Origin of the sequence: Bacillus sp. FMQ74 (genome assembly GCF_001875785.1) — a bacterium.
Taxonomy (GTDB): domain Bacteria; phylum Bacillota; class Bacilli; order Bacillales; family Bacillaceae; genus Bacillus; species Bacillus stercoris.
The window spans coordinates 302,008-319,433 of sequence record NZ_MOEO01000003.1 but is presented as its reverse complement, the minus strand read 5'-3'; the positions used below and the strand labels follow the sequence as shown (position 1 = coordinate 319,433).

Genomic DNA, 17,426 nt, shown 5'->3' with positions numbered 1-17,426 from the left:
CCATTTTCACTCCAATCCTTTTAATTGCCGCCTTCTTCTTTCGCGACTCCTTTTTCAAGTGCTTTCCATGACAGGGTTGCACATTTGATACGGGCCGGGAATTTTGAAACGCCTTGAAGGGCTTCAATATCCCCGAGATCTATAGAATCATCATACTCTTTCCCTTGCATCATATCCGAGAAAATCTTAGACATGGAAAGGGCAGTTTCAATATCTTTCCCTTTAATCGCCTGAGTCATCATCGAAGCGGATGCCATTGAAATGGAACAGCCTTCCCCTTCAAACTTCGCATCTTCCACGATGTCTCCGTCAAGCTTCATTGTCAGTCTGATTCGGTCGCCGCATGTTGGATTGTTCATATCCACGACGATGCTGTCATTCAAAACCCCTTTATTTCTCGGGTTTTTGTAATGATCCATAATCACCTGTCTGTACAATGTATCTAAGTTTGCATTAAAAGACATTTGTAAAATACTCCTTTGTCTTTTGAAGAGCTTCCACAAGCTTATCAATCTCTTCCTCTGTATTATACAGATAAAAGCTTGCTCTTGCAGTAGCAGTTACATCCAGCCATTTCATCAGCGGCTGCGCGCAATGGTGGCCGGCTCTGACTGCGATTCCCTCCGCATCAAGAACAGTCGCCACATCGTGCGGATGAACATCATCAAGGTTGAATGTGACAAGCCCGGCACGCTCTTCCGGCCCGTAAACCGTTACGCCGTCAAGCTGGCGGAAGCGTTCAAGCGCATAAGCTGCAAGCTTGTGCTCATGGCGGGAAATCTCATCAAGACCGATTTCTTCGAGAAAATCAATGGCGGCACCGAGACCGATTGCTCCTGCAATAATCGGCGTACCCGCTTCGAATTTCCACGGAAGCTCTTTCCAAGTTGATTCATAAAGCCCGACAAAGTCGATCATTTCACCGCCGAATTCGGCAGGCTCCATGTTTTCCAGCAGGGCTTTCTTTCCGTACAGCACACCAATACCGGTAGGTCCGCACATTTTATGGGAAGAAAGCGCAAAGAAGTCGCAATCGAGATCCTGCACGTCAATTTTCATGTGAGGCGTGCTTTGTGCACCGTCCACCACAATGACAGCCCCGTTGTCATGAGCGATTTTCGCCATTTCTTTAATCGGGTTGACCGTGCCGAGGACATTAGATACATGAGACACCGCAACAATTTTTGTGTTGCTTGTGACTGTTTCTCTGACGTCTTCTAAAGAAATCGTTCCGTCTTCCTGCAGCGGAATATATTTTAATGTGGCGCCAGTCGCTTTGACAGCCTGTTGCCACGGAATGATATTCGCATGATGCTCCATGTAGGTGATAACCACTTCATCACCAGGTTTCAGGTTGGCGCGCGCATAGCTTAACGCCACCATATTCAGTGATGTGGTCGTGCCTTTTGTGAAAATAATCTCAGCCATTGACTTCGCGTTAATAAACTTGCGGACTTTTTCACGCGCTCCTTCATAACCGTCTGTCGCTCTGGTTCCAAGTGTATGGACGCCCCGGTGAACATTGGAATTGTATTGGTTATAATACTTATCCAGTGTTTCAATGACAGCACGCGGCTTCTGGGAAGTCGCCGCGCTGTCGAGATAAACGAGATCATGTCCGTTCACTTGCTGATGAAGGATCGGGAACTGTTCACGAATATCTGTGATATTCATTACTTCACTTTCCTTTCGATAACAGAAACCAATTGTTTCTTAACGCCTTCAATCGGAAGTTCATTTACTACCGGTGCAAGGAATCCGTAAATGACTAAGCGTTCTGCTTCTTCTTTCGGAATACCGCGGCTCATCAGGTAGTAAAGCTGAATAGGGTCCACACGGCCGACAGATGCCGCATGTCCTGCAGTTACATCGTCTTCGTCAATTAAAAGAATAGGGTTTGCGTCTCCACGTGCTTTTTCACTGAGCATCAGCACACGTGATTCTTGCTCCGCATTCGCTTTAGAAGCGCCATGTTCGATTTTGCCGATTCCGTTAAAGATAGAAGAAGCGGCATCCTTCATTACACCGTGCTTCAAGATATAGCCTTCAGAAGCTTTACCGAAATGGATGATTTGTGTTGTAAAGTTTTCTGTTTGCTCTCCTCTTCCGACAACAACCGTTTTCGTATCACCGTATGTGCCGTCACCGTAAAGGTTGGTTGTGTTTTCGGAAATCGTGTCGCCGTCGTTCATCAGGCCGAGAGCCCACTCGATTTTGCTGTCGCGTCCGCGAGCAGCACCGCGGCGGTTCACATAAGTCGTCACACCGCTTGACAGATTATCCACCGCACCGTATGTCACACTGGCATTATCACCTGTGATGACCTCACTGATAATATTGAAGACAGCGTCTTTCGGGTTTACAGTGCTGATGTAGTTTTCTACATATGTGACAGAGCTGTGGTCTTCAGCCACAATCAGCACGTGGTTGAATAGAGCTGTATCATTGCTTTCGTGGACATAAACAGCCTGAACCGGCGTCTCCACCTGAACATTTTTCGGAACATAAAGGAATGCTCCTCCATTAACAAGAGCTGCGTGAAGTGCAGTTAACTTATGCTCATCAACTTTCACGCCGTCCTTCATAAAGTATTTCTCCACCAAGTCGCTGTGCTCGCGTGCAGCAGTCAGAATATCAGTGAAGATAACGCCTTTGTCTTTCAATTCTTGAGAAAGTGAAAGGTGCGCCGGCGTCTGGTCACGCTGTACGTATAATGTTTTATCTTCGTTTTCAATGTCGATCAGCGCTTTTACTTCATCAGTCAAATCTTCTAATGAAGAAAGCGGTTCGTTATCAACTGTGTGCTTCGCGAAATTCGTGAAGTTCCAGTTTGTGATTTTAGTTTTGTCAGGTTTCGGCATCGGCAGATCCTCAGCTTGTTCAAGAGCCTGTAAGCGCAGGTTCTTCAGCCAGGCAGGTTCTTGATGCTTTTCGGAAAAGCTTTTGAGATACTCCTGATCTACGGATAGTTTTGTACCTAGTGTCATGTTAATCCCCCTAACGCTTACGCTTCTTGGCCAACAGTTTCGTCTTCAATGCCAAGTTCTTGTTTGATCCAGTCATAACCTTCTGCTTCAAGACGCTGTGCAAGCTCTGCACCGCCGGATTTTACAACGCGGCCTTGCATCATAACGTGAACAACATCCGGAGTGATGTAGTTTAACAGGCGCTGATAGTGAGTGATCATCAGGCAGCCGAAGTTTTCGCTGCGCATTTTGTTGATCCCTTTAGATACAACTTTCAAAGCATCGATATCAAGACCTGAGTCGATCTCATCAAGGATGGCGATTTTCGGTTCAATCATCATTAATTGAAGAATTTCGTTGCGTTTTTTCTCCCCGCCTGAGAAGCCTTCGTTAAGATAGCGCTGTGCCATTTCAGGGTCCATTTCAAGGAACTCCATGTTTTCGTCCATTTTGCGGATGAATTTCATAAGAGAAATTTCATCGCCTTCTTCTCTGCGCGCGTTGATTGCTGAGCGAAGGAAGTCGGCATTTGTCACACCGCTGATTTCACTTGGGTACTGCATCGCAAGGAATAAGCCTGCCTGCGCACGCTCGTCCACTTCCATCTCCAGTACATCTTTGCCGTCAAGCGTGATGCTGCCTTTTGTTACTTCATATTTAGGATGCCCCATAATAGCAGCTGATAAAGTGGATTTACCAGTTCCGTTCGGGCCCATTACTGCGTGGAATTCTCCGCCTTTTATTTCAAGGTTTACACCCTTTAAGATCTCTTTCCCTTCGATTTCAACGTGAAGATCTTTGATCGTTAATGTTGAAGCAGCCATATCTATACCTCCAAAAATATATAATCATTATTCTCATTTTATTCTCATTCTAATTTTATAACAAATGAAAAGTAAATACAACTTTTTATCGTGCCTCGCACATTCCTCAAGTTTAACAAAGATCAGCACTTTATTAAAGCGATTGAAAAAGAAAAAGAGTGGATTCCCACCCTTTTTTAAAAGATTGATTTTCTCAATAAGCTCCAGCAGAAATCCGCTTGCTTTTTTGATAATCAAGCTCTCTCTGCCGCTCTACTTTCATTCTTGTTTCCAGCCGGCGTCCGTATTCCTCGTATCCAATTCCGTGTGACAGCTGCATCGCTTTTTCCATTTCTGACGTATAATCGAGGTTCAGTCTGTCCTGGCTGCTGCAAATAATGAATCAATCCCTTCATATATTTGCTTTCTATTGTATCAGTGCTGCGTTGGATGCCGCAAAAAGGATATGGCTTGAAATAGCGGCAGATGAGACGAAAGCATCCATTCAGATCAAATGAGAATGGTTTTTCGGAATATTCCTTCTCTTAATGCGTGGTGTTTCCGAATTCCTCAATGCACTGCTGGACAACTGTCACGCCTTGACTGAAGGCCGCGCCGCCTCCAAATGCCGCTGCCACACTGACGGCTTCGAGAATGTTTTCTTCTGTCGCTCCCTGATCAAGACAGCCTTTTGTATGATAGATCATGCAATATTCGTCCTGAGCATTGATGGCGATTCCAAGGGCGATCAGCTGCTTTTCTCTTTCAGTCAGAGAATTCCCGGCAAAGCACTGTTCAGTAAACTCGTTAAATTTCCTTCCCATCAGCGGCATCTTTTGTTCAAATGTGCCTAAACCATGTTTATATTGTTTGAGCGCGTCCTGCATGCTTCCTCTGTCTTGATTCAAAGAAAATCCCTCCATCTGTTTAACATTCCTTTTTATTATGAACAGCTTTTAGGAAAATACGCGAAAAAACCCCCGGATTTCTCATCCGGGGGTTTCAGTCTTATTCAGATACAGGAAGCACAGCTCCGTCGTATTTTTTCTCGATGAAGTCTTTGATCTTTTTAGAGTGAAGAACTTCCATCAACGCTTTGATTTTTGCAGAATCTTCTTCGCCTTTTCTTACTGCGATGATGTTAGCGTATGGGTTGTTTTTCGTTGATTCTACTTCAATCGCGTCTTTTTTAGGATTTAATTTATTTTGGATCGCATAGTTTACATTGATGAAGACCGCGTCTCCTTCTTTGTTTTCATATGCTTTTGCCGTTAATTCTGGCGCTACTTTTTTGAATTCGAGGTTTTTCGGGTTTTTCTTAATGTCTTTCAATGTTGCGTCAACTGTTTCCACTTTAGGATCAAGAGTGATTAATCCAGCATTTTCAAGCATTGCAAGCATACGGCCTTGTTCAGCAACGTTGTTTGTCAGAATGATTGTCGCACCGTCTGGAAGGTCTTTCAGCGATTTGTATGTTTTAGAGTAAATACCGAATGGCTCTAGGTGAACAGCGCCGGCATTCACAAGTTTGTAATCTGTGTTTTCTTTCATTTCTTGCTCAAGGTAAGGAATGTGCTGGAAGTAGTTCGCGTCCACTTCTTTATCAGCTAAAGCTTTATTGTACATTTTGTAATCACTAAGCACTTTCACTTTCAGCGTATAGCCTTTTTCTTTCAGCAATGGTTCAGCTTCTTTTAAAATTTCCGCATGCGGCGTTTTCGTTGCCGCAACGACAATTTCTTTCTTGCCGGATTCAGCGCCATTATTCGAACCGCAGGCAGCCAGAACTCCTGCAAATACAAGCAGTAATGCACCCAAAAATAGCTTTTTCAATGTAAATCCTCCCTTATCGTTTGTCTATAATATTTGTTATGACATCACCGATGATTTGAATAATAAATACGATGATTAAAATAAACACAGTAGCAACGAAGGTAACATCAGCGTTATTAGACTGATATCCTTCTACGTACGCAAGGTTTCCAAGGCCTCCTGAACCAATGGCTCCGGCAATTGCCGTTGAGCCGATCAAAGCGATGGCTGTAACCGTAATGCCAGAAATAAGAGCCGGCATTGATTCCGGAATCAGCACTTTGAAAATAATCGTAGACGTTTTCGCGCCCATTGATTTAGCGGCTTCAATCACACCTTTATCCACCTCACGCAGCGCGATTTCAACAAGGCGGGCGTAAAATGGTGCCGAGCCGATGACCAGCGCCGGCAATGCGGCGTTTGGCCCTAAGATTGTGCCGACTAAAAACTTCGTAAAACCTAATAGTAAAATAATTAAAATAAGGAACGGAATCGATCTGAATATGTTAACAACGGCCGCAATCACAGAGTTGACCGCTTTATTCTGCCAGAGGCTTCCTTTGCTTGTCAGAAAGAGCAGCAAGCCGAGGATGACCCCGATGACAAAAGCAAACAGTAAAGAAATCAGCGTCATATAAAGTGTTTCATATGTCGCGTTCCACAATTCAGTTAAATCAACGTTCGGGAAGTATTTTTCAAACATTCGTGATCACCTCTGCTTTCACCTGTTTGTCATTAATGAATCGGATCACGTTTTGCACTTCTTCCTCGTCTCCGTCAATGTGGATGAACAGTGAACCATAAGCTCCATCCTTCGTCTGAGAAATTTTCCCTTGCAGAATATTGACGCTGACATTGAAGTTTCTGATCATCTCTGTAATCAGAGGCTGTTCAGCTGACTCACCGACAAATGTGAGCTGAACCATTTTTCCTGATGCTGTATCATCAAGAAGGTGCTGAAGCGTTTCTTTCGTTTCTTCCGGCTCTGTCACCTGTTGAACAAATCGTTTTGTCATTTGTTCCTTTGGATTTTTGAAGACGTCGAGAACTTCGCCTTCTTCGACTACCTTACCGTTTTCCATGACGGCGACTCTGTTGCAGATTTTGCGGATGACATGCATTTCGTGCGTAATCAGCACAATCGTCAAACCGAGTCTTTCATTAATATCGGACAATAGATCCAGAATTGAATCTGTCGTTTGCGGATCTAATGCTGATGTCGCTTCGTCACAAAGAAGAACCTTCGGATTGTTTGCAAGCGCTCTGGCAATTCCGACACGCTGCTTCTGCCCGCCGCTCAGCTGGGACGGATATGATTTTTCTTTTCCTTCTAAACCTACCAGTTTAATCAGTTCATTGGCGCGCTTAATCCGCTCGCTTTTTTTCACCCCGGCAATTTCTAAAGGAAACATGATATTATCTCTGACAGTCCGCGACCAAAGCAAATTGAAATGCTGGAAAATCATACTGATTTCATGGCGTGCTTTTCTTAAACCGCGTCCATTTACTTCATTAATCTTGGTTCCCGCCACTTCTACGATTCCTGAGGTTGGTTTCTCAAGGCCGTTCAGCAGACGGATTAAGGAACTCTTACCAGCTCCGCTATATCCTATAATTCCAAAAATCTCACCCTTTTTAATGGAAAGCGAGACATTTTGGACAGCATTGACATCTCCATGTTTCGACTTGTAAACTTTTGAAACATCCTGAAGATTGATCAAAGCGATCACCTGCCTTAACACTATTCTAAGAAATCTTCCGGTTTTTTCTGCAAAAGAAAAGCCTTTCTGCACACTTGAGCAGAAAGGCTTATATAAAATGCCTTTCTCTCATCTTTCAAAGCTGAACGCTTCGTGTGAATTGGCACCATTTCAACAGCGTTGATGGTTGCCGGGCTTCATAGGGCACTTCCCTCCACCTCTCTTGATAAGAGAAATATATAGTCTTTTTCGTCCGGAAATTCTTAATGTAGAATAGCACGGCGAATGATTAAATGTCAATAAAATAAATGATGTCAACTTTTACTATTATAATAATTTATTATTTTTTAATTCTTCAAAATCCTCTGAAAAAATCCATTTGTCAGCCAGAGAATGGCCTCTAGCTTTAACAGGGCCCTGAATGACCCCTTTACTTTGAGGCTTCCGCTCTGAATCAGGTGCTGAAGGGAAATGTCTCCGTGCAATAAATCAATAATTTCCGTTTGGTTTCCGTAAAAGGTCAGGTTGGACGTTTGGGGCGGAGAAACTTTTTTCATTTCTCCCTGTTCGTTTATTGAGACGGTTAAGGCTTCTGCTTCTCCTTGAAAGGTAATGAGCAATGTTGAGGCATTCAAAAGGGGTTTTAAAAACAGATGCTGATACTCATCTTCTAAAACTTCCGCTTTCTCCATATGTACAACCTCCTATTTGTTGGTCATACATACACATTTCTCTCTCTGTCGCAAGAACCCCTTTATAAAACGAACGACAATTTCGTTGGATATGCTGAGAAAAATGTCATAATTGGGATGCGGAAGATGATTTTTGTTTGATCAGCTCATATAAATAAGAAACGGAATGAAATGCATATCCTCTTTCGACCACCTTTCCGCCTTTAAACAGCAGAAAACAAGGGACGCTTTCAATTTGATATGCTTTTGCAAATGTCGGAGAATAATTGACATTGTTTTGATAGAAGGCGACATCAGGTAGCATTTCTTTCACCACTGTCAGCATTTTGCTTGCAAGCTGGCAGGTGCCGCAAAACGGAGTATATAAATATAGAAGGTACACATCATCTTCAATGTGATCAAGTTCGTGTTCTTGGAGTTCTTTCATGCTATACACCTCGGGACTTTCTTTCAAGAAAAATAGTATGGACATTCAGATTCGCACGCAGCAATACAGAGGCGACATGGTGCCTGGGCGCAGCCGCTACTTCCTTATAGGCTCTGTCGATATGGAGATGGCAGGCTTCATTAAATTCACGCTTCAGCTGTTTTCTCAATTTCTCGCCTGATTCATCAGCATCAACTAATATATAGACGTCTTTGTCATAAAGCTCGTCAGCCAATTCCTCAAGCTTCAGCTGGCTGATTGTTCCGTTTGTGCAGATAATGCGCACCGGTTCATTCAAGACGCTTTCGATTTTCTCTTTATCTGATTTCCCCTCGACAATCATAACCTTTTCCAGCTCATCCATCTTCATCTTCTTCACCTGCCGCGTCAAATTTGAAACGTTCAGATTGTAAAAGAAGGCAGTGAAATTCACCGCCAACATTTAACACCAGCCGTTTTCGTAGTCACAATCTACGTATTTTGCATCGTCACCAGAGACCACATCGGCTGTCTTATAAAATTTCTCATTTTCAAAGGAATAACCGGACTTAAGCTCATATTCATTCATGCTTGTCATTTGGCCGATCATCTCATTATCATGATATAACGAGAGCCGGCCATTTTGAAAGCGGCCTGTCACGTCGTTGGTGACATCGAGCTTTTGTTTGTCGAAAGCCATATTGGACACCTCCCATAACGTTAGCGTGTCCAATTGCTTTTACGGCTATCCTGTTTTAGTCTTCTTGTGTCATCTCTTCGTATTGCTCTGCTGTCATCAGTTTTTCAATTTCAGAAGCGTCAGTTGGCTCAACGACGATCATCCATGCTTTTTCGTACGGAGATTCGTTGACGAATTCCGGACTGTCATCAAGATCTTCGTTTACTTCCACAACAGTTCCGTTAATCGGCGCATAAAGCTCAGATACCGTTTTAACGGATTCAACACTGCCGAATGGCTCGTCCGCTTTGATTTCAGCGCCCACTTCAGGAAGTTCGACAAACACGATGTCGCCTAGCTCAGACTGGGCAAAATGCGTAATTCCGATTCTGGCTTTTTCTCCTTCAACTTTTACCCATTCGTGTTCTCCTGAGTAACGCAAATCTTTTGGTATGCTCAATTGAATCCCTCCATTTTTTACAGCACTACAATAAGAAGATACCACACTTTTCAAAAAAAATTTACATTAAGCCCAGTTTTCTTCAAATTGGTCTTCTTTAAATCCGACAGTCACTTTTTCGCCGTCTGTTGTAAGCGGGCGTTTGATCAGCATTCCGTCTGAAGCCAGCAGCTCGAGCTGTTCGTCCTCTGACATGTGATACAGCTTTTCCTTGAGATTGAGCTCGCGGTATTTCATGCCGCTCGTGTTGAAAAATTTCTTGAGATCCAGCCCGCTTTTTTCATAAAGCGCTTTTAATTCTTCTTTGCTTGGCGGCTGCTCAGCAATATGTATTTCGTTTATTTCTTTCCCATGCTCTTCAAGCCACTTCTTTGCTTTGCGGCACGTTCCGCATTTAGGGTACCAGTAAAAAGTTAACGACATCTTCTTCCCCCTCAATAAAATAATCGAGGTTATTTTAACACAGTTTGTTTTAAAAACCTAAAACAGTGCTTCTTAAAAAAGAGCTCCGCGCATGCGGAGCTCATGGCCAATCAGACAATATATTTCTCAGCCTCAAAAATGCCTGCCGCCGCCTTGCGTTTTTTCTGAATCACGTTTTTAGGCGTTACGCGTGTCAGCTTGCGCAGAGCGGAAAGCATCATGCGGAGTGAGTCTCCTTCTTCCATTGCGATAAGGGATTCCTTCGCATGAGCTTCAATTTCGTTAAAGGCTTCTTGAATGAAAATTTCTGTGTACAACACCTTTTGCGCTGCTTTTTCAGCGCCTTGTGCTGCAATGGCCTTTTCCGTTCTGAGCACGGCCGATTCCATTGCGTATACATTGCTGACGATATCCGCGACGTTCACGAGAATTTCTTGCTCACGATCGATCGCTTTTCCGTATTTTTGCGCGGCTAGGCCGGCAGCAAACAACGCAATTTTTTTCGCTTGCTTGACAATATATTTCTCCTGCTCTAAGACGCCGCTTCCAGGCTCTTCAGGCATAAGCATCATGAGTTCTTCCTGCAGTGACTGCGCTTTTTCAAATAGAGGCAGCTCGCCTTTTAGCGCTTTTTTCAGGAAAGTGCTTGGCACGATTAATCGGTTGATTTCGTTTGTGCCTTCAAAAATGCGATTGATCCTTGAATCCCTATAGGCCCTTTCTACCTCGTACTCCTGCATAAAGCCGTAGCCTCCATGAATCTGCACGCCTTCATCAACGATATAATCAAGCGTTTCAGAGCCGAATACCTTATTCAGAGAGCATTCAATGGCGTATTCCGCAATCGATTTGGCAATTTGCCGGCCGTCCTTGAGATCTTCAGCCGTGAACTGGCTCATATTGTCTTCAAACAGCCCGACGGTTCTGTATACAGAGCTTTCCATCGCATACAGTCTCGAGGCCATTGTCCCGATTTTTTCCTGTGTCAATGAAAAACCAGCAATCGGCGTTTTAAATTGGCGGCGCTGATTTGCGTATGCCGCAGACAGCTCGATAACCCGTTTAGATGCGCCGATTGTGCCAACCGCCAGTTTATAGCGGCCAATGTTTAAAATATTAAAGGCGATGACATGCCCTTTGCCGATTTCTCCGAGCAGGTTTTCCTTTGGCACTTCAGCTTGATCCAGAATGAGGGTTCTTGTCGATGATCCCTTGATTCCCATTTTCTTTTCTTCCGGTCCCGTGGAGACACCCGGGAACTCTTTTTCTACAATAAAGGCTGAAAACTTGTCGCCATCCACCTTAGCGTAAACCACAAAAACATCGGCAAAAGCAGAGTTGGTAATCCACTGTTTTTCCCCTGTTAATACATAATGCGTTCCTGCTTCATTCAGCACAGCTGTTGTTTTTGCTCCAAGTGCATCAGACCCAGAGCCAGGCTCAGTCAGAGCATAAGCCGCGATCTTTTCGCCTGAAGCGAGTCCAGGCAAGTATTTTTTCTTTTGTTCTTCTGATCCGAAAAAGACGATCGGCAGGGAACCGATGCCGACATGTGCGCCATAGGAAAGAGAAAAGCTTCCCGCACGCGAAAATTTCTCAGTGATGAGCGCCGAGCTGATCTTATCTAGGCCGAGCCCGCCGTATTCTTCCGGCACATCAGCGCCAAGCAGCCCTAGTTCGCCCGCTTTCTTCAACAGTCTGACAGAATGCTCGAATTGATGGTTTTCGATGTCATCTATATGAGGGAGAACATCTTGCTCGATATAATCCTCTGTTGTTTTCGCAATCATTTTATGCTCGTCAGTGAAATCCTCCGGTGTATACATTTGATCGTATGTGACATCCTCGATTAAAAATCCGCCGCCTTTTTGTACGTCAGCCGTTTTTTTTGCCATTTGTTTTTCCCCCTTTAGCATAATTCAAATACACCGGCCGCTCCCATCCCGCCGCCGATACACATGGTCACGACTCCAAATTGCTCGTTTCTCCGTTTCATTTCATGGATGAGTGAGAGTGTAAGCTTTGTGCCCGTACAGCCAAGCGGGTGTCCAAGCGCGATTGCGCCCCCGTTGACATTCACTTTTTCTTCATCAATCCCTAATTCCCTGATTACTTGAATGGCCTGTGAGGCAAAAGCTTCATTCAGTTCAAACAAGCCGATGTCCTGCAGCTGAAGTCCCGCAAGCTTCAAAGCGCGCGGAATCGCTTCCACCGGTCCGATTCCCATCACTTCCGGCGGCACGCCGCCTACCGCAAAGGAGCGGAATTTCACAAGCGGCGCCAGGCCAAGAGCATCGGCTTTTTCCCTGTCCATCAGCATGACAGCCGCCGCTCCGTCACTCGTCTGCGAGGAATTGCCCGCAGTCACCGTCCCGTCAACGGAAAAGGCCGGGCGCAATGTCGCTAAGATGTCTGCAGTCGTTTGCGGGCGAACACCTTCATCCTGAGAAAATACAAATTGTTTTTCCTGAGGCTTATGGTCTTCTCCGATTTCTGTGACCGTCACTTCGACGGGTACAATTTCATCTTTAAATTTTCCTTCTGCAAGGGCTTTAGCGGCGTTTTGGTGACTGCGAACGGCAAACGCGTCTTGATCCTTACGGGAGACGCCGTATTTTTTGGCAACCTGCTCAGCTGTATGTCCCATGCTCATATAATATTCCGGTGCCTTTTCTGCCAAAGCAAGGTTCGGGCGGGTAACATGCCCCATCATCGGAACTTGCGACATGGATTCTGCTCCGCCGGCGATCGCTGTATCGTAGGCGCCGAGCATAATTTTTTCTGCCGCATATGCAATAGACTGAAGGCCGGAAGAGCAATACCGATTGACTGTAATCGCCGGAACCGTGTATGGCAGTCCCGCGAGCGCCCCGATATTTCTCGCCATATTAAGCCCCTGTTCCGCTTCAGGCGTTGCACAGCCGATAATCAAGTCATCAATATTGCCTTCATAGCCGCCTGCCCGTTTCAGTGTTTCTTTTACGCAAATCGCTCCCAGATCATCCGGGCGAACGGTGGCCAACGATCCTTTTTTTGCTTTCCCAACCGGTGTTCTTGCACCTGATACAATGACTGCCTCTTTCATAAGCTCCCTCCTAATTCCGTAAAGGTTTACCTTTCACAAGCATATGCTGCATTCTCGCTTGAGATTTTGCCTCTCCGGCCAAACTCAAAAACGCTTCTCTTTCGATCTCCAATAAATACTCTTCATCAACCTCTGTACCAAACGGCACTTTTCCGCCCGCAATGACATAAGCGAGTTTTTTCGCAATCTTGAAATCATGCTCAGATATATAGCCGGAAAGCTTCATCTGCTCAGCGCCAAGCAAGAGTGCCGCATAACCGGTTTCTCCCGGCACCTTGACCTTTTCTTTTACAGGCGGCCGCCAGCCAGTATCGTATAAAGATGCGGCCAGCTGCTTCGCATCGTACAGCAGGTGGTCTTGATTTACGCTGATCTGATCCGTTTCTTTTAAGATGTTCATCTCACGAGCCTCTTGAGCGGAAGCGGACACTTTCGCCATCGCAATTGTTTCAAATGTTTTCATTGCCGCATTCATTGGATCATGGCCGCGGCGAAGATGATTGATGTACAGCTCTTTGTTTCCACCTCCGCCAGGGATGAGGCCGACACCGGATTCTACAAGTCCCATATAGGCTTCGCTTGCTGCTTGAGTGCGCGCCGCAGGCAGGCATACTTCCGTTCCTCCGCCGAGCGTCATGCCAAATGGCGCGGCGACGACCGGTTTCGCACTATATTTGATCTTCATCATCGTCTCCTGAAAACGGCGTATCACAAAATCAACTTCCAAAAAGTTGTCATCTTGGACTTCCATTAAGATCATGGCGAGATTCGCGCCGACGCAGAAATTTTTCCCTTGATTGCCGATGACAAGCCCCTTGTAATTCCGTTCTGTTTCCTCTAATCCTTTGTGGATCATTTGAATGATATCGAGGCCGATCGCATTGCTTTTCGAATGAAATTCAAGAAGGGCCACATCATCTCCAAGGTCAATCAAGCTAGCTCCGCTGTTTTTCGCAATCACGCCTTTTGTTTCTTTAAGCGCTTGTAAATGAATTCGTTTTTTGTTTTCTTTCACGGCTCTGTATTCGCCGCGGTCATAATAAAATATCGTTCCGTTCTCTTTGATGTAGAAGGTTTCATTTCCTTTGTCCAGCATCTCTTTGATCCAGCCAGGCATATCTGCTCCAAGCTGCTCAAGCTTTTCCGCTGACTGCCTGAGGCCGATGGCATCCCACATTTCAAAAGGCCCCAGTTCCCAGCCGAATCCCCACTTCATGGCTTGGTCAATCGCATGAATATCATCGGCAATCTCACCAAGCAGCTCGGCTGAGTAAAGCAGGGTTTGAGAAGTGATATTCCACAGCAATCGGCCGGCCCTGTCATCCGAATAAATAAGCGCTTTCATTTTGGCTTTTGTCCCTTTTGCCTGCTTTGCCGCTTCAAGTGCCGGTGTTTTCATTTTTGTCCGCTCGCCATAAGTAAGCGTCACTGGGTCAAGCTCATAAATCGTTTTTCCTTCTTTTTTATAAAAGCCTTGGCCGACCTTACTTCCGATCCACCCTTTTTCCAGCATATCGTTCATGAAGCTTGGAAGGCGAAACACTTCCTTCTCATCGCCATCGGCTTTGTCATACACATTTCGGGCAACGTGGGCGAATGTATCGAGGCCGACAACATCAAGCGTTCTGAAGGTGGCGCTTTTCGGCCTGCCGATCAGCGGTCCTGTGATCGAATCAACCTCCCCGACCTGATAGCCGCCTTTCAGCATTTCTTGGACTGTCACAAGAAGCCCGTATGTTCCGATGCGGTTTGCGATAAAGTTCGGTGTGTCCTTTGCTGTAACAACGCCTTTACCGAGGACATTTTCTCCGAAAGCTGTCATAAACTTTAAAATATCGGGATCCGTTTCCTTAATCGGAATGATCTCCAGCAGCTTTAAATAGCGTGCGGGATTAAAAAAATGCGTTCCAAGAAAATGGGCTTTAAAATCATCCGACCGGCCTTCAGCCATTTCCTGCACTGATATGCCGGATGTGTTGCTTGAGACGATGCTTCCAGTCTTTCGATGTTCATCCACAAGAGCGAAAATTTTCTTTTTGACTTCAAGGTTTTCGACTACGACCTCAATAATCCAATCTGCTTCTTTCAGTTTTTCTGCATCATCCTCCAGATTGCCCGGTGTAATATAGGAGGTATTTTTCGCTGATGTGAGGGGAGCGGGCTTTTGTTTCAGCAGTTTTTTCACCGCCTGCCGGCTAAGCCTGCTGCGTACCTCCGGACTGTCCTTCGTCAGCCCCTTTTTTTCCTCTTCCTTTGTCAAATCGTTCGGCACAATATCTAGCAGCAGGACAGGAATTCCGATGTTAGCCAAATGCGCCGCAATCCCGGAACCCATTACCCCCGATCCTAAAACGGCTGCCTTCCGAATGTGTTTGTGCATGAGATATCCCCCTTGAACATTGAATGAATAGTCATTCATTTTTTGACTAAAAAAAATGAAACCCGTTTCTTCTTTCATCTTAAAAGATTTCCGGTTCGACTTCAATAGCTAATTTGTTATTTTTTTGTATGAAGCCTATAAAAGACGGGTAACTTAAGCCCGGAGGTGAAGGGAATGGTGCGAGAGAAGAAAAATCCGTCTTCTGCGGCAGTCAGCTCGGCGAGCGTAAAGGGAGATGCCGGTCCGACTCAGCATTACGGCGGCGGAAAACGGACAAGTCAAAACCAACAGTATAAAAAACATAATATGGAACAATCATAATGCAGCTGCTTCCCGCGGCTGCTTTCATTTTTTCAGAATTCCTTTTAACACAAATGCTGCATTGGCGGGCCGTTCGGCAATTCTTCTCATAAAGTAGCTAAACCAGTCCGTTCCATATGGGACATACACACGCATTCTATAGCCTTCTTTCGCGAGTTCCTTCTGACGCTCTGGCCTGATGCCGTATAGCATTTGAAACTCAAATTGCGACGCGGGGATTTGATGTTCGGCTACGAGCTGTTTCGCAAATGCAATGATGTCATCGTCATGTGTGGCGACAGCCGTGTAGTTCCCGCTTAACAGCTGCAGCTTTATTAAGCTCTGAAAATGTAGGTCTGTTCCTTTTTTGTCAGGAAACGCTACAGCCGCAGATTCTTTATAAGCGCCCTTCACAAGTCTGAGATTCGGCTTTAAGTCGCGCATCTTTCTAATATCTTCTGCCGCCCGGTACAGATACGCCTGAATGACCGTGCCGAGCTTCTCAAATTCCTGTTTGCATTGCCTGTAAATAGAAAGTGTCTGTTCATAATGGGAATAGTCTTCCATATCAATGGTCACAGCAACATCATATTGCTTCGCAACGGAAAGAATAGCGCGCAAATGAGTAAGAGCAAGTTCTTCTGAAAGATCGAGCCCGATTGAGGTCAGTTTAAGTGAAAGCTCCGAATCCAATTGATGTTCGGCAATGGCTTGAATGGCTTTCTTGCATTCCTCTGCGACTTGTTTTGCTTCTTTTTCCGAGGCTGCATACTCGCCTAAATAATCAATTGTTGCACACAAACCGGATCTGTTTAGCTTTTTGACGGTCTTAACCGCCGATTCAATTGTATCCCCTGCGACAAACCTTCGTGCTCCAAGCCGCGTTCCATATGCTTTGGCGAACTTGGTAAGTGTTTTATTTTGAGATAAGAATAAAAACACATGTCTCAACATTCGACTCCCTCCTGCCGTCATCTTCAAAACACCTGTATATAAATCCCAGCCTGAAGGAAACTATAAAATGAACAGAAATCAAAGGAGGATCACAATGGACAATCAGCAGCAATCCCAAATGCCGCCTTCCGTTATTTCGACAAAGGATCATTTGTATCTGAATGACATGCTGAACTGGAATTTGCTTGCGATGAAAAAAGCGCATTTCATGGCGCAAAAGTGCCAGGATCAATCATTAAAACAAGAACTCGACCGCGTCGGACACATGCATCATGATCACTATCAAAGAATATTAAAGCACCTGCAGCCAGGGCAGCAGCAGTCCGGCTACATCCAATAAGGAGGCGCCAGAATGAATCAACAAAATCAAAAAATCAGCAACCCGCAGACACCTGTACCGACAACATCGGAAATGAATGACAGAGATTTCGTCAACGAACTGCTGACAACCGAAAAATACATGACAACAGCTTATTGCACGGCCTTGCACGAATTCAGCCACGAGTCTCTTTATCAGGATATTCAATCCATTTTTGATGAGTCACAAAAAGCGCAAAGAAAACTGTATGACCTCATGTTCCAATATGGATGGTATTCTGTTGAAGCGGAGGATGCACAAAAGCTGCAGCAGTCTTATCAAAAATTCCAGCAGACCATTCAGCAGCAGTCTCCTTATCAGCAATAACAACATCAGTAAAAAGGATACGATGTTCTTTCGGGCATCTATCCTTTTTTTTCGTGTAAAATCAGTTGACTTTTCATTTAC

22 protein-coding genes and 1 riboswitch are annotated in these 17,426 nt (G+C 45.0%); of the genes, 3 read left to right on the top strand and 19 right to left on the bottom strand.

Annotated elements, in window-relative coordinates; all coding sequences use genetic code 11:
* Nucleotides 1–20 precede the first annotated feature (20 nt).
* The 18 genes from sufU to BLL41_RS08375 all read right to left on the bottom strand — a co-directional run bounded on the left by sufU (nt 21) and on the right by BLL41_RS08375 (nt 15,406).
* The gene (gene sufU, locus BLL41_RS08465; protein WP_003222809.1) at nt 21–464 is read right to left on the bottom strand and encodes a Fe-S cluster assembly sulfur transfer protein SufU; all 444 of its coding nucleotides are present in this window, start codon (nt 462–464) and stop codon (nt 21–23) included.
* Entirely contained in the window at nt 454–1,674 is a 1,221-nt protein-coding gene (gene sufS, locus BLL41_RS08460; RefSeq protein ID WP_015251273.1) for a cysteine desulfurase SufS, read from the bottom strand. The genes sufU and sufS overlap by 11 nt, the downstream gene beginning before the upstream one ends.
* A complete protein-coding gene (gene sufD, locus BLL41_RS08455; RefSeq protein WP_071577493.1) occupies nt 1,674–2,987 on the bottom strand; it encodes a Fe-S cluster assembly protein SufD in 1,314 nt (437 codons plus the stop codon). The genes sufS and sufD overlap by 1 nt, the downstream gene beginning before the upstream one ends.
* A gap of 17 nt (nt 2,988–3,004) precedes the next feature.
* Complete coding sequence (gene sufC, locus BLL41_RS08450; RefSeq protein WP_003151872.1) at nt 3,005–3,790, bottom strand: Fe-S cluster assembly ATPase SufC; 786 nt, start codon at nt 3,788–3,790, stop codon at nt 3,005–3,007.
* A gap of 193 nt (nt 3,791–3,983) precedes the next feature.
* Nucleotides 3,984–4,121, bottom strand: a complete 138-nt coding sequence (locus BLL41_RS08440; RefSeq protein ID WP_014665305.1) for a YuzK family famiily protein — start codon at nt 4,119–4,121, stop codon at nt 3,984–3,986.
* Nucleotides 4,122–4,314: 193 nt separating this feature from the next.
* Nucleotides 4,315–4,692: a carboxymuconolactone decarboxylase family protein gene (locus BLL41_RS08435; RefSeq protein ID WP_014477920.1), complete on the bottom strand. Its 378-nt coding sequence runs from the start codon at nt 4,690–4,692 to the stop codon at nt 4,315–4,317.
* 85 nt (nt 4,693–4,777) lie between these two features.
* Complete coding sequence (gene metQ / locus BLL41_RS08430; RefSeq protein WP_071577492.1) at nt 4,778–5,602, bottom strand: methionine ABC transporter substrate-binding lipoprotein MetQ; 825 nt, start codon at nt 5,600–5,602, stop codon at nt 4,778–4,780.
* A gap of 13 nt (nt 5,603–5,615) precedes the next feature.
* Nucleotides 5,616–6,284 carry a methionine ABC transporter permease MetP gene (metP, locus tag BLL41_RS08425; RefSeq protein WP_071577491.1) on the bottom strand — a complete coding sequence of 223 codons (669 nt, stop codon included), beginning with the start codon at nt 6,282–6,284 and terminating at the stop codon, nt 5,616–5,618.
* A complete protein-coding gene (gene metN / locus BLL41_RS08420) occupies nt 6,277–7,302 on the bottom strand; it encodes a methionine ABC transporter ATP-binding protein MetN (RefSeq protein WP_071577490.1) in 1,026 nt (341 codons plus the stop codon). Before metN ends, metP begins: the two co-directional genes overlap by 8 nt.
* A gap of 105 nt (nt 7,303–7,407) precedes the next feature.
* A riboswitch (SAM riboswitch) is annotated at nt 7,408–7,514 on the bottom strand.
* 114 nt (nt 7,515–7,628) lie between these two features.
* Nucleotides 7,629–7,973, bottom strand: a complete 345-nt coding sequence (locus BLL41_RS08415; RefSeq protein ID WP_003228587.1) for an SCP2 sterol-binding domain-containing protein — start codon at nt 7,971–7,973, stop codon at nt 7,629–7,631.
* A gap of 106 nt (nt 7,974–8,079) precedes the next feature.
* The gene (locus tag BLL41_RS08410) at nt 8,080–8,400 is read right to left on the bottom strand and encodes a thioredoxin family protein (protein ID WP_040081889.1); all 321 of its coding nucleotides are present in this window, start codon (nt 8,398–8,400) and stop codon (nt 8,080–8,082) included.
* Between the two features lies 1 nt (nt 8,401).
* Complete coding sequence (locus BLL41_RS08405; protein WP_041521423.1) at nt 8,402–8,764, bottom strand: toprim domain-containing protein; 363 nt, start codon at nt 8,762–8,764, stop codon at nt 8,402–8,404.
* Between the two features lie 78 nt (nt 8,765–8,842).
* On the bottom strand, nt 8,843–9,079 hold the full coding sequence (locus tag BLL41_RS08400) for a YusG family protein (protein ID WP_003228581.1): 237 nt from the start codon (nt 9,077–9,079) through the stop codon (nt 8,843–8,845).
* 55 nt (nt 9,080–9,134) lie between these two features.
* On the bottom strand, nt 9,135–9,518 hold the full coding sequence (gene gcvH, locus BLL41_RS08395) for a glycine cleavage system protein GcvH (RefSeq protein ID WP_014665312.1): 384 nt from the start codon (nt 9,516–9,518) through the stop codon (nt 9,135–9,137).
* Between the two features lie 66 nt (nt 9,519–9,584).
* A complete protein-coding gene (locus BLL41_RS08390; RefSeq protein ID WP_003222779.1) occupies nt 9,585–9,941 on the bottom strand; it encodes an arsenate reductase family protein in 357 nt (118 codons plus the stop codon).
* Between the two features lie 110 nt (nt 9,942–10,051).
* Complete coding sequence (gene fadE / locus BLL41_RS08385; RefSeq protein WP_071577489.1) at nt 10,052–11,836, bottom strand: acyl-CoA dehydrogenase FadE; 1,785 nt, start codon at nt 11,834–11,836, stop codon at nt 10,052–10,054.
* Between the two features lie 14 nt (nt 11,837–11,850).
* Nucleotides 11,851–13,026 (bottom strand): acetyl-CoA C-acetyltransferase, encoded by a 1,176-nt coding sequence (locus tag BLL41_RS08380; protein ID WP_071577488.1) that lies wholly within the window; start codon nt 13,024–13,026, stop codon nt 11,851–11,853.
* A 10-nt stretch (nt 13,027–13,036) separates the two neighbouring features.
* Complete coding sequence (locus BLL41_RS08375) at nt 13,037–15,406, bottom strand: 3-hydroxyacyl-CoA dehydrogenase/enoyl-CoA hydratase family protein (protein WP_071577487.1); 2,370 nt, start codon at nt 15,404–15,406, stop codon at nt 13,037–13,039.
* A gap of 174 nt (nt 15,407–15,580) precedes the next feature.
* Between BLL41_RS08375 and BLL41_RS08370 the strand changes: the two genes are divergently transcribed.
* Nucleotides 15,581–15,727, top strand: coding sequence for a YuzL family protein (locus BLL41_RS08370; RefSeq protein ID WP_071577486.1), 147 nt, complete (start codon nt 15,581–15,583; stop codon nt 15,725–15,727).
* Between the two features lie 24 nt (nt 15,728–15,751).
* On the opposite strand, the gene BLL41_RS08365 is transcribed toward BLL41_RS08370, so the two are convergent.
* Nucleotides 15,752–16,660, bottom strand: a complete 909-nt coding sequence (locus tag BLL41_RS08365; RefSeq protein WP_071577485.1) for a proline dehydrogenase family protein — start codon at nt 16,658–16,660, stop codon at nt 15,752–15,754.
* A gap of 94 nt (nt 16,661–16,754) precedes the next feature.
* Here BLL41_RS08365 and BLL41_RS08360 point away from each other — a divergent pair, with 94 nt between their 5' ends.
* Nucleotides 16,755–17,000 (top strand): hypothetical protein, encoded by a 246-nt coding sequence (locus BLL41_RS08360; protein WP_071577484.1) that lies wholly within the window; start codon nt 16,755–16,757, stop codon nt 16,998–17,000.
* 12 nt (nt 17,001–17,012) lie between these two features.
* A complete protein-coding gene (locus BLL41_RS08355) occupies nt 17,013–17,345 on the top strand; it encodes a spore coat protein (RefSeq protein ID WP_003222766.1) in 333 nt (110 codons plus the stop codon).
* The last annotated feature ends 81 nt before the right edge of the window (nt 17,346–17,426 follow it).

What these genes read in the sequence shown, in the direction of transcription:
- BLL41_RS08380 (WP_071577488.1), bottom strand. Translation starts at nt 13,026, where the DNA reads ATGAAAGAGGCAGTCATTGTATCAGGTGCAAGAACACCGGTTGGGAAA.
- BLL41_RS08435 (WP_014477920.1), bottom strand. Translation starts at nt 4,692, where the DNA reads ATGGAGGGATTTTCTTTGAATCAAGACAGAGGAAGCATGCAGGACGCG.
- sufS (WP_015251273.1), bottom strand. Translation starts at nt 1,674, where the DNA reads ATGAATATCACAGATATTCGTGAACAGTTCCCGATCCTTCATCAGCAA.
- BLL41_RS08440 (WP_014665305.1), bottom strand. Translation starts at nt 4,121, where the DNA reads ATGGAAAAAGCGATGCAGCTGTCACACGGAATTGGATACGAGGAATAC.
- sufD (WP_071577493.1), bottom strand. Translation starts at nt 2,987, where the DNA reads ATGACACTAGGTACAAAACTATCCGTAGATCAGGAGTATCTCAAAAGC.
- metP (WP_071577491.1), bottom strand. Translation starts at nt 6,284, where the DNA reads ATGTTTGAAAAATACTTCCCGAACGTTGATTTAACTGAATTGTGGAAC.
- BLL41_RS08365 (WP_071577485.1), bottom strand. Translation starts at nt 16,660, where the DNA reads ATGTTGAGACATGTGTTTTTATTCTTATCTCAAAATAAAACACTTACC.
- BLL41_RS08415 (WP_003228587.1), bottom strand. Translation starts at nt 7,973, where the DNA reads ATGGAGAAAGCGGAAGTTTTAGAAGATGAGTATCAGCATCTGTTTTTA.
- BLL41_RS08360 (WP_071577484.1), top strand. Translation starts at nt 16,755, where the DNA reads ATGGACAATCAGCAGCAATCCCAAATGCCGCCTTCCGTTATTTCGACA.
- BLL41_RS08370 (WP_071577486.1), top strand. Translation starts at nt 15,581, where the DNA reads ATGGTGCGAGAGAAGAAAAATCCGTCTTCTGCGGCAGTCAGCTCGGCG.
- BLL41_RS08375 (WP_071577487.1), bottom strand. Translation starts at nt 15,406, where the DNA reads ATGCACAAACACATTCGGAAGGCAGCCGTTTTAGGATCGGGGGTAATG.
- BLL41_RS08355 (WP_003222766.1), top strand. Translation starts at nt 17,013, where the DNA reads ATGAATCAACAAAATCAAAAAATCAGCAACCCGCAGACACCTGTACCG.
- BLL41_RS08410 (WP_040081889.1), bottom strand. Translation starts at nt 8,400, where the DNA reads ATGAAAGAACTCCAAGAACACGAACTTGATCACATTGAAGATGATGTG.
- BLL41_RS08390 (WP_003222779.1), bottom strand. Translation starts at nt 9,941, where the DNA reads ATGTCGTTAACTTTTTACTGGTACCCTAAATGCGGAACGTGCCGCAAA.
- BLL41_RS08405 (WP_041521423.1), bottom strand. Translation starts at nt 8,764, where the DNA reads ATGGATGAGCTGGAAAAGGTTATGATTGTCGAGGGGAAATCAGATAAA.
- sufC (WP_003151872.1), bottom strand. Translation starts at nt 3,790, where the DNA reads ATGGCTGCTTCAACATTAACGATCAAAGATCTTCACGTTGAAATCGAA.
- fadE (WP_071577489.1), bottom strand. Translation starts at nt 11,836, where the DNA reads ATGGCAAAAAAAACGGCTGACGTACAAAAAGGCGGCGGATTTTTAATC.
- BLL41_RS08400 (WP_003228581.1), bottom strand. Translation starts at nt 9,079, where the DNA reads ATGGCTTTCGACAAACAAAAGCTCGATGTCACCAACGACGTGACAGGC.
- sufU (WP_003222809.1), bottom strand. Translation starts at nt 464, where the DNA reads ATGTCTTTTAATGCAAACTTAGATACATTGTACAGACAGGTGATTATG.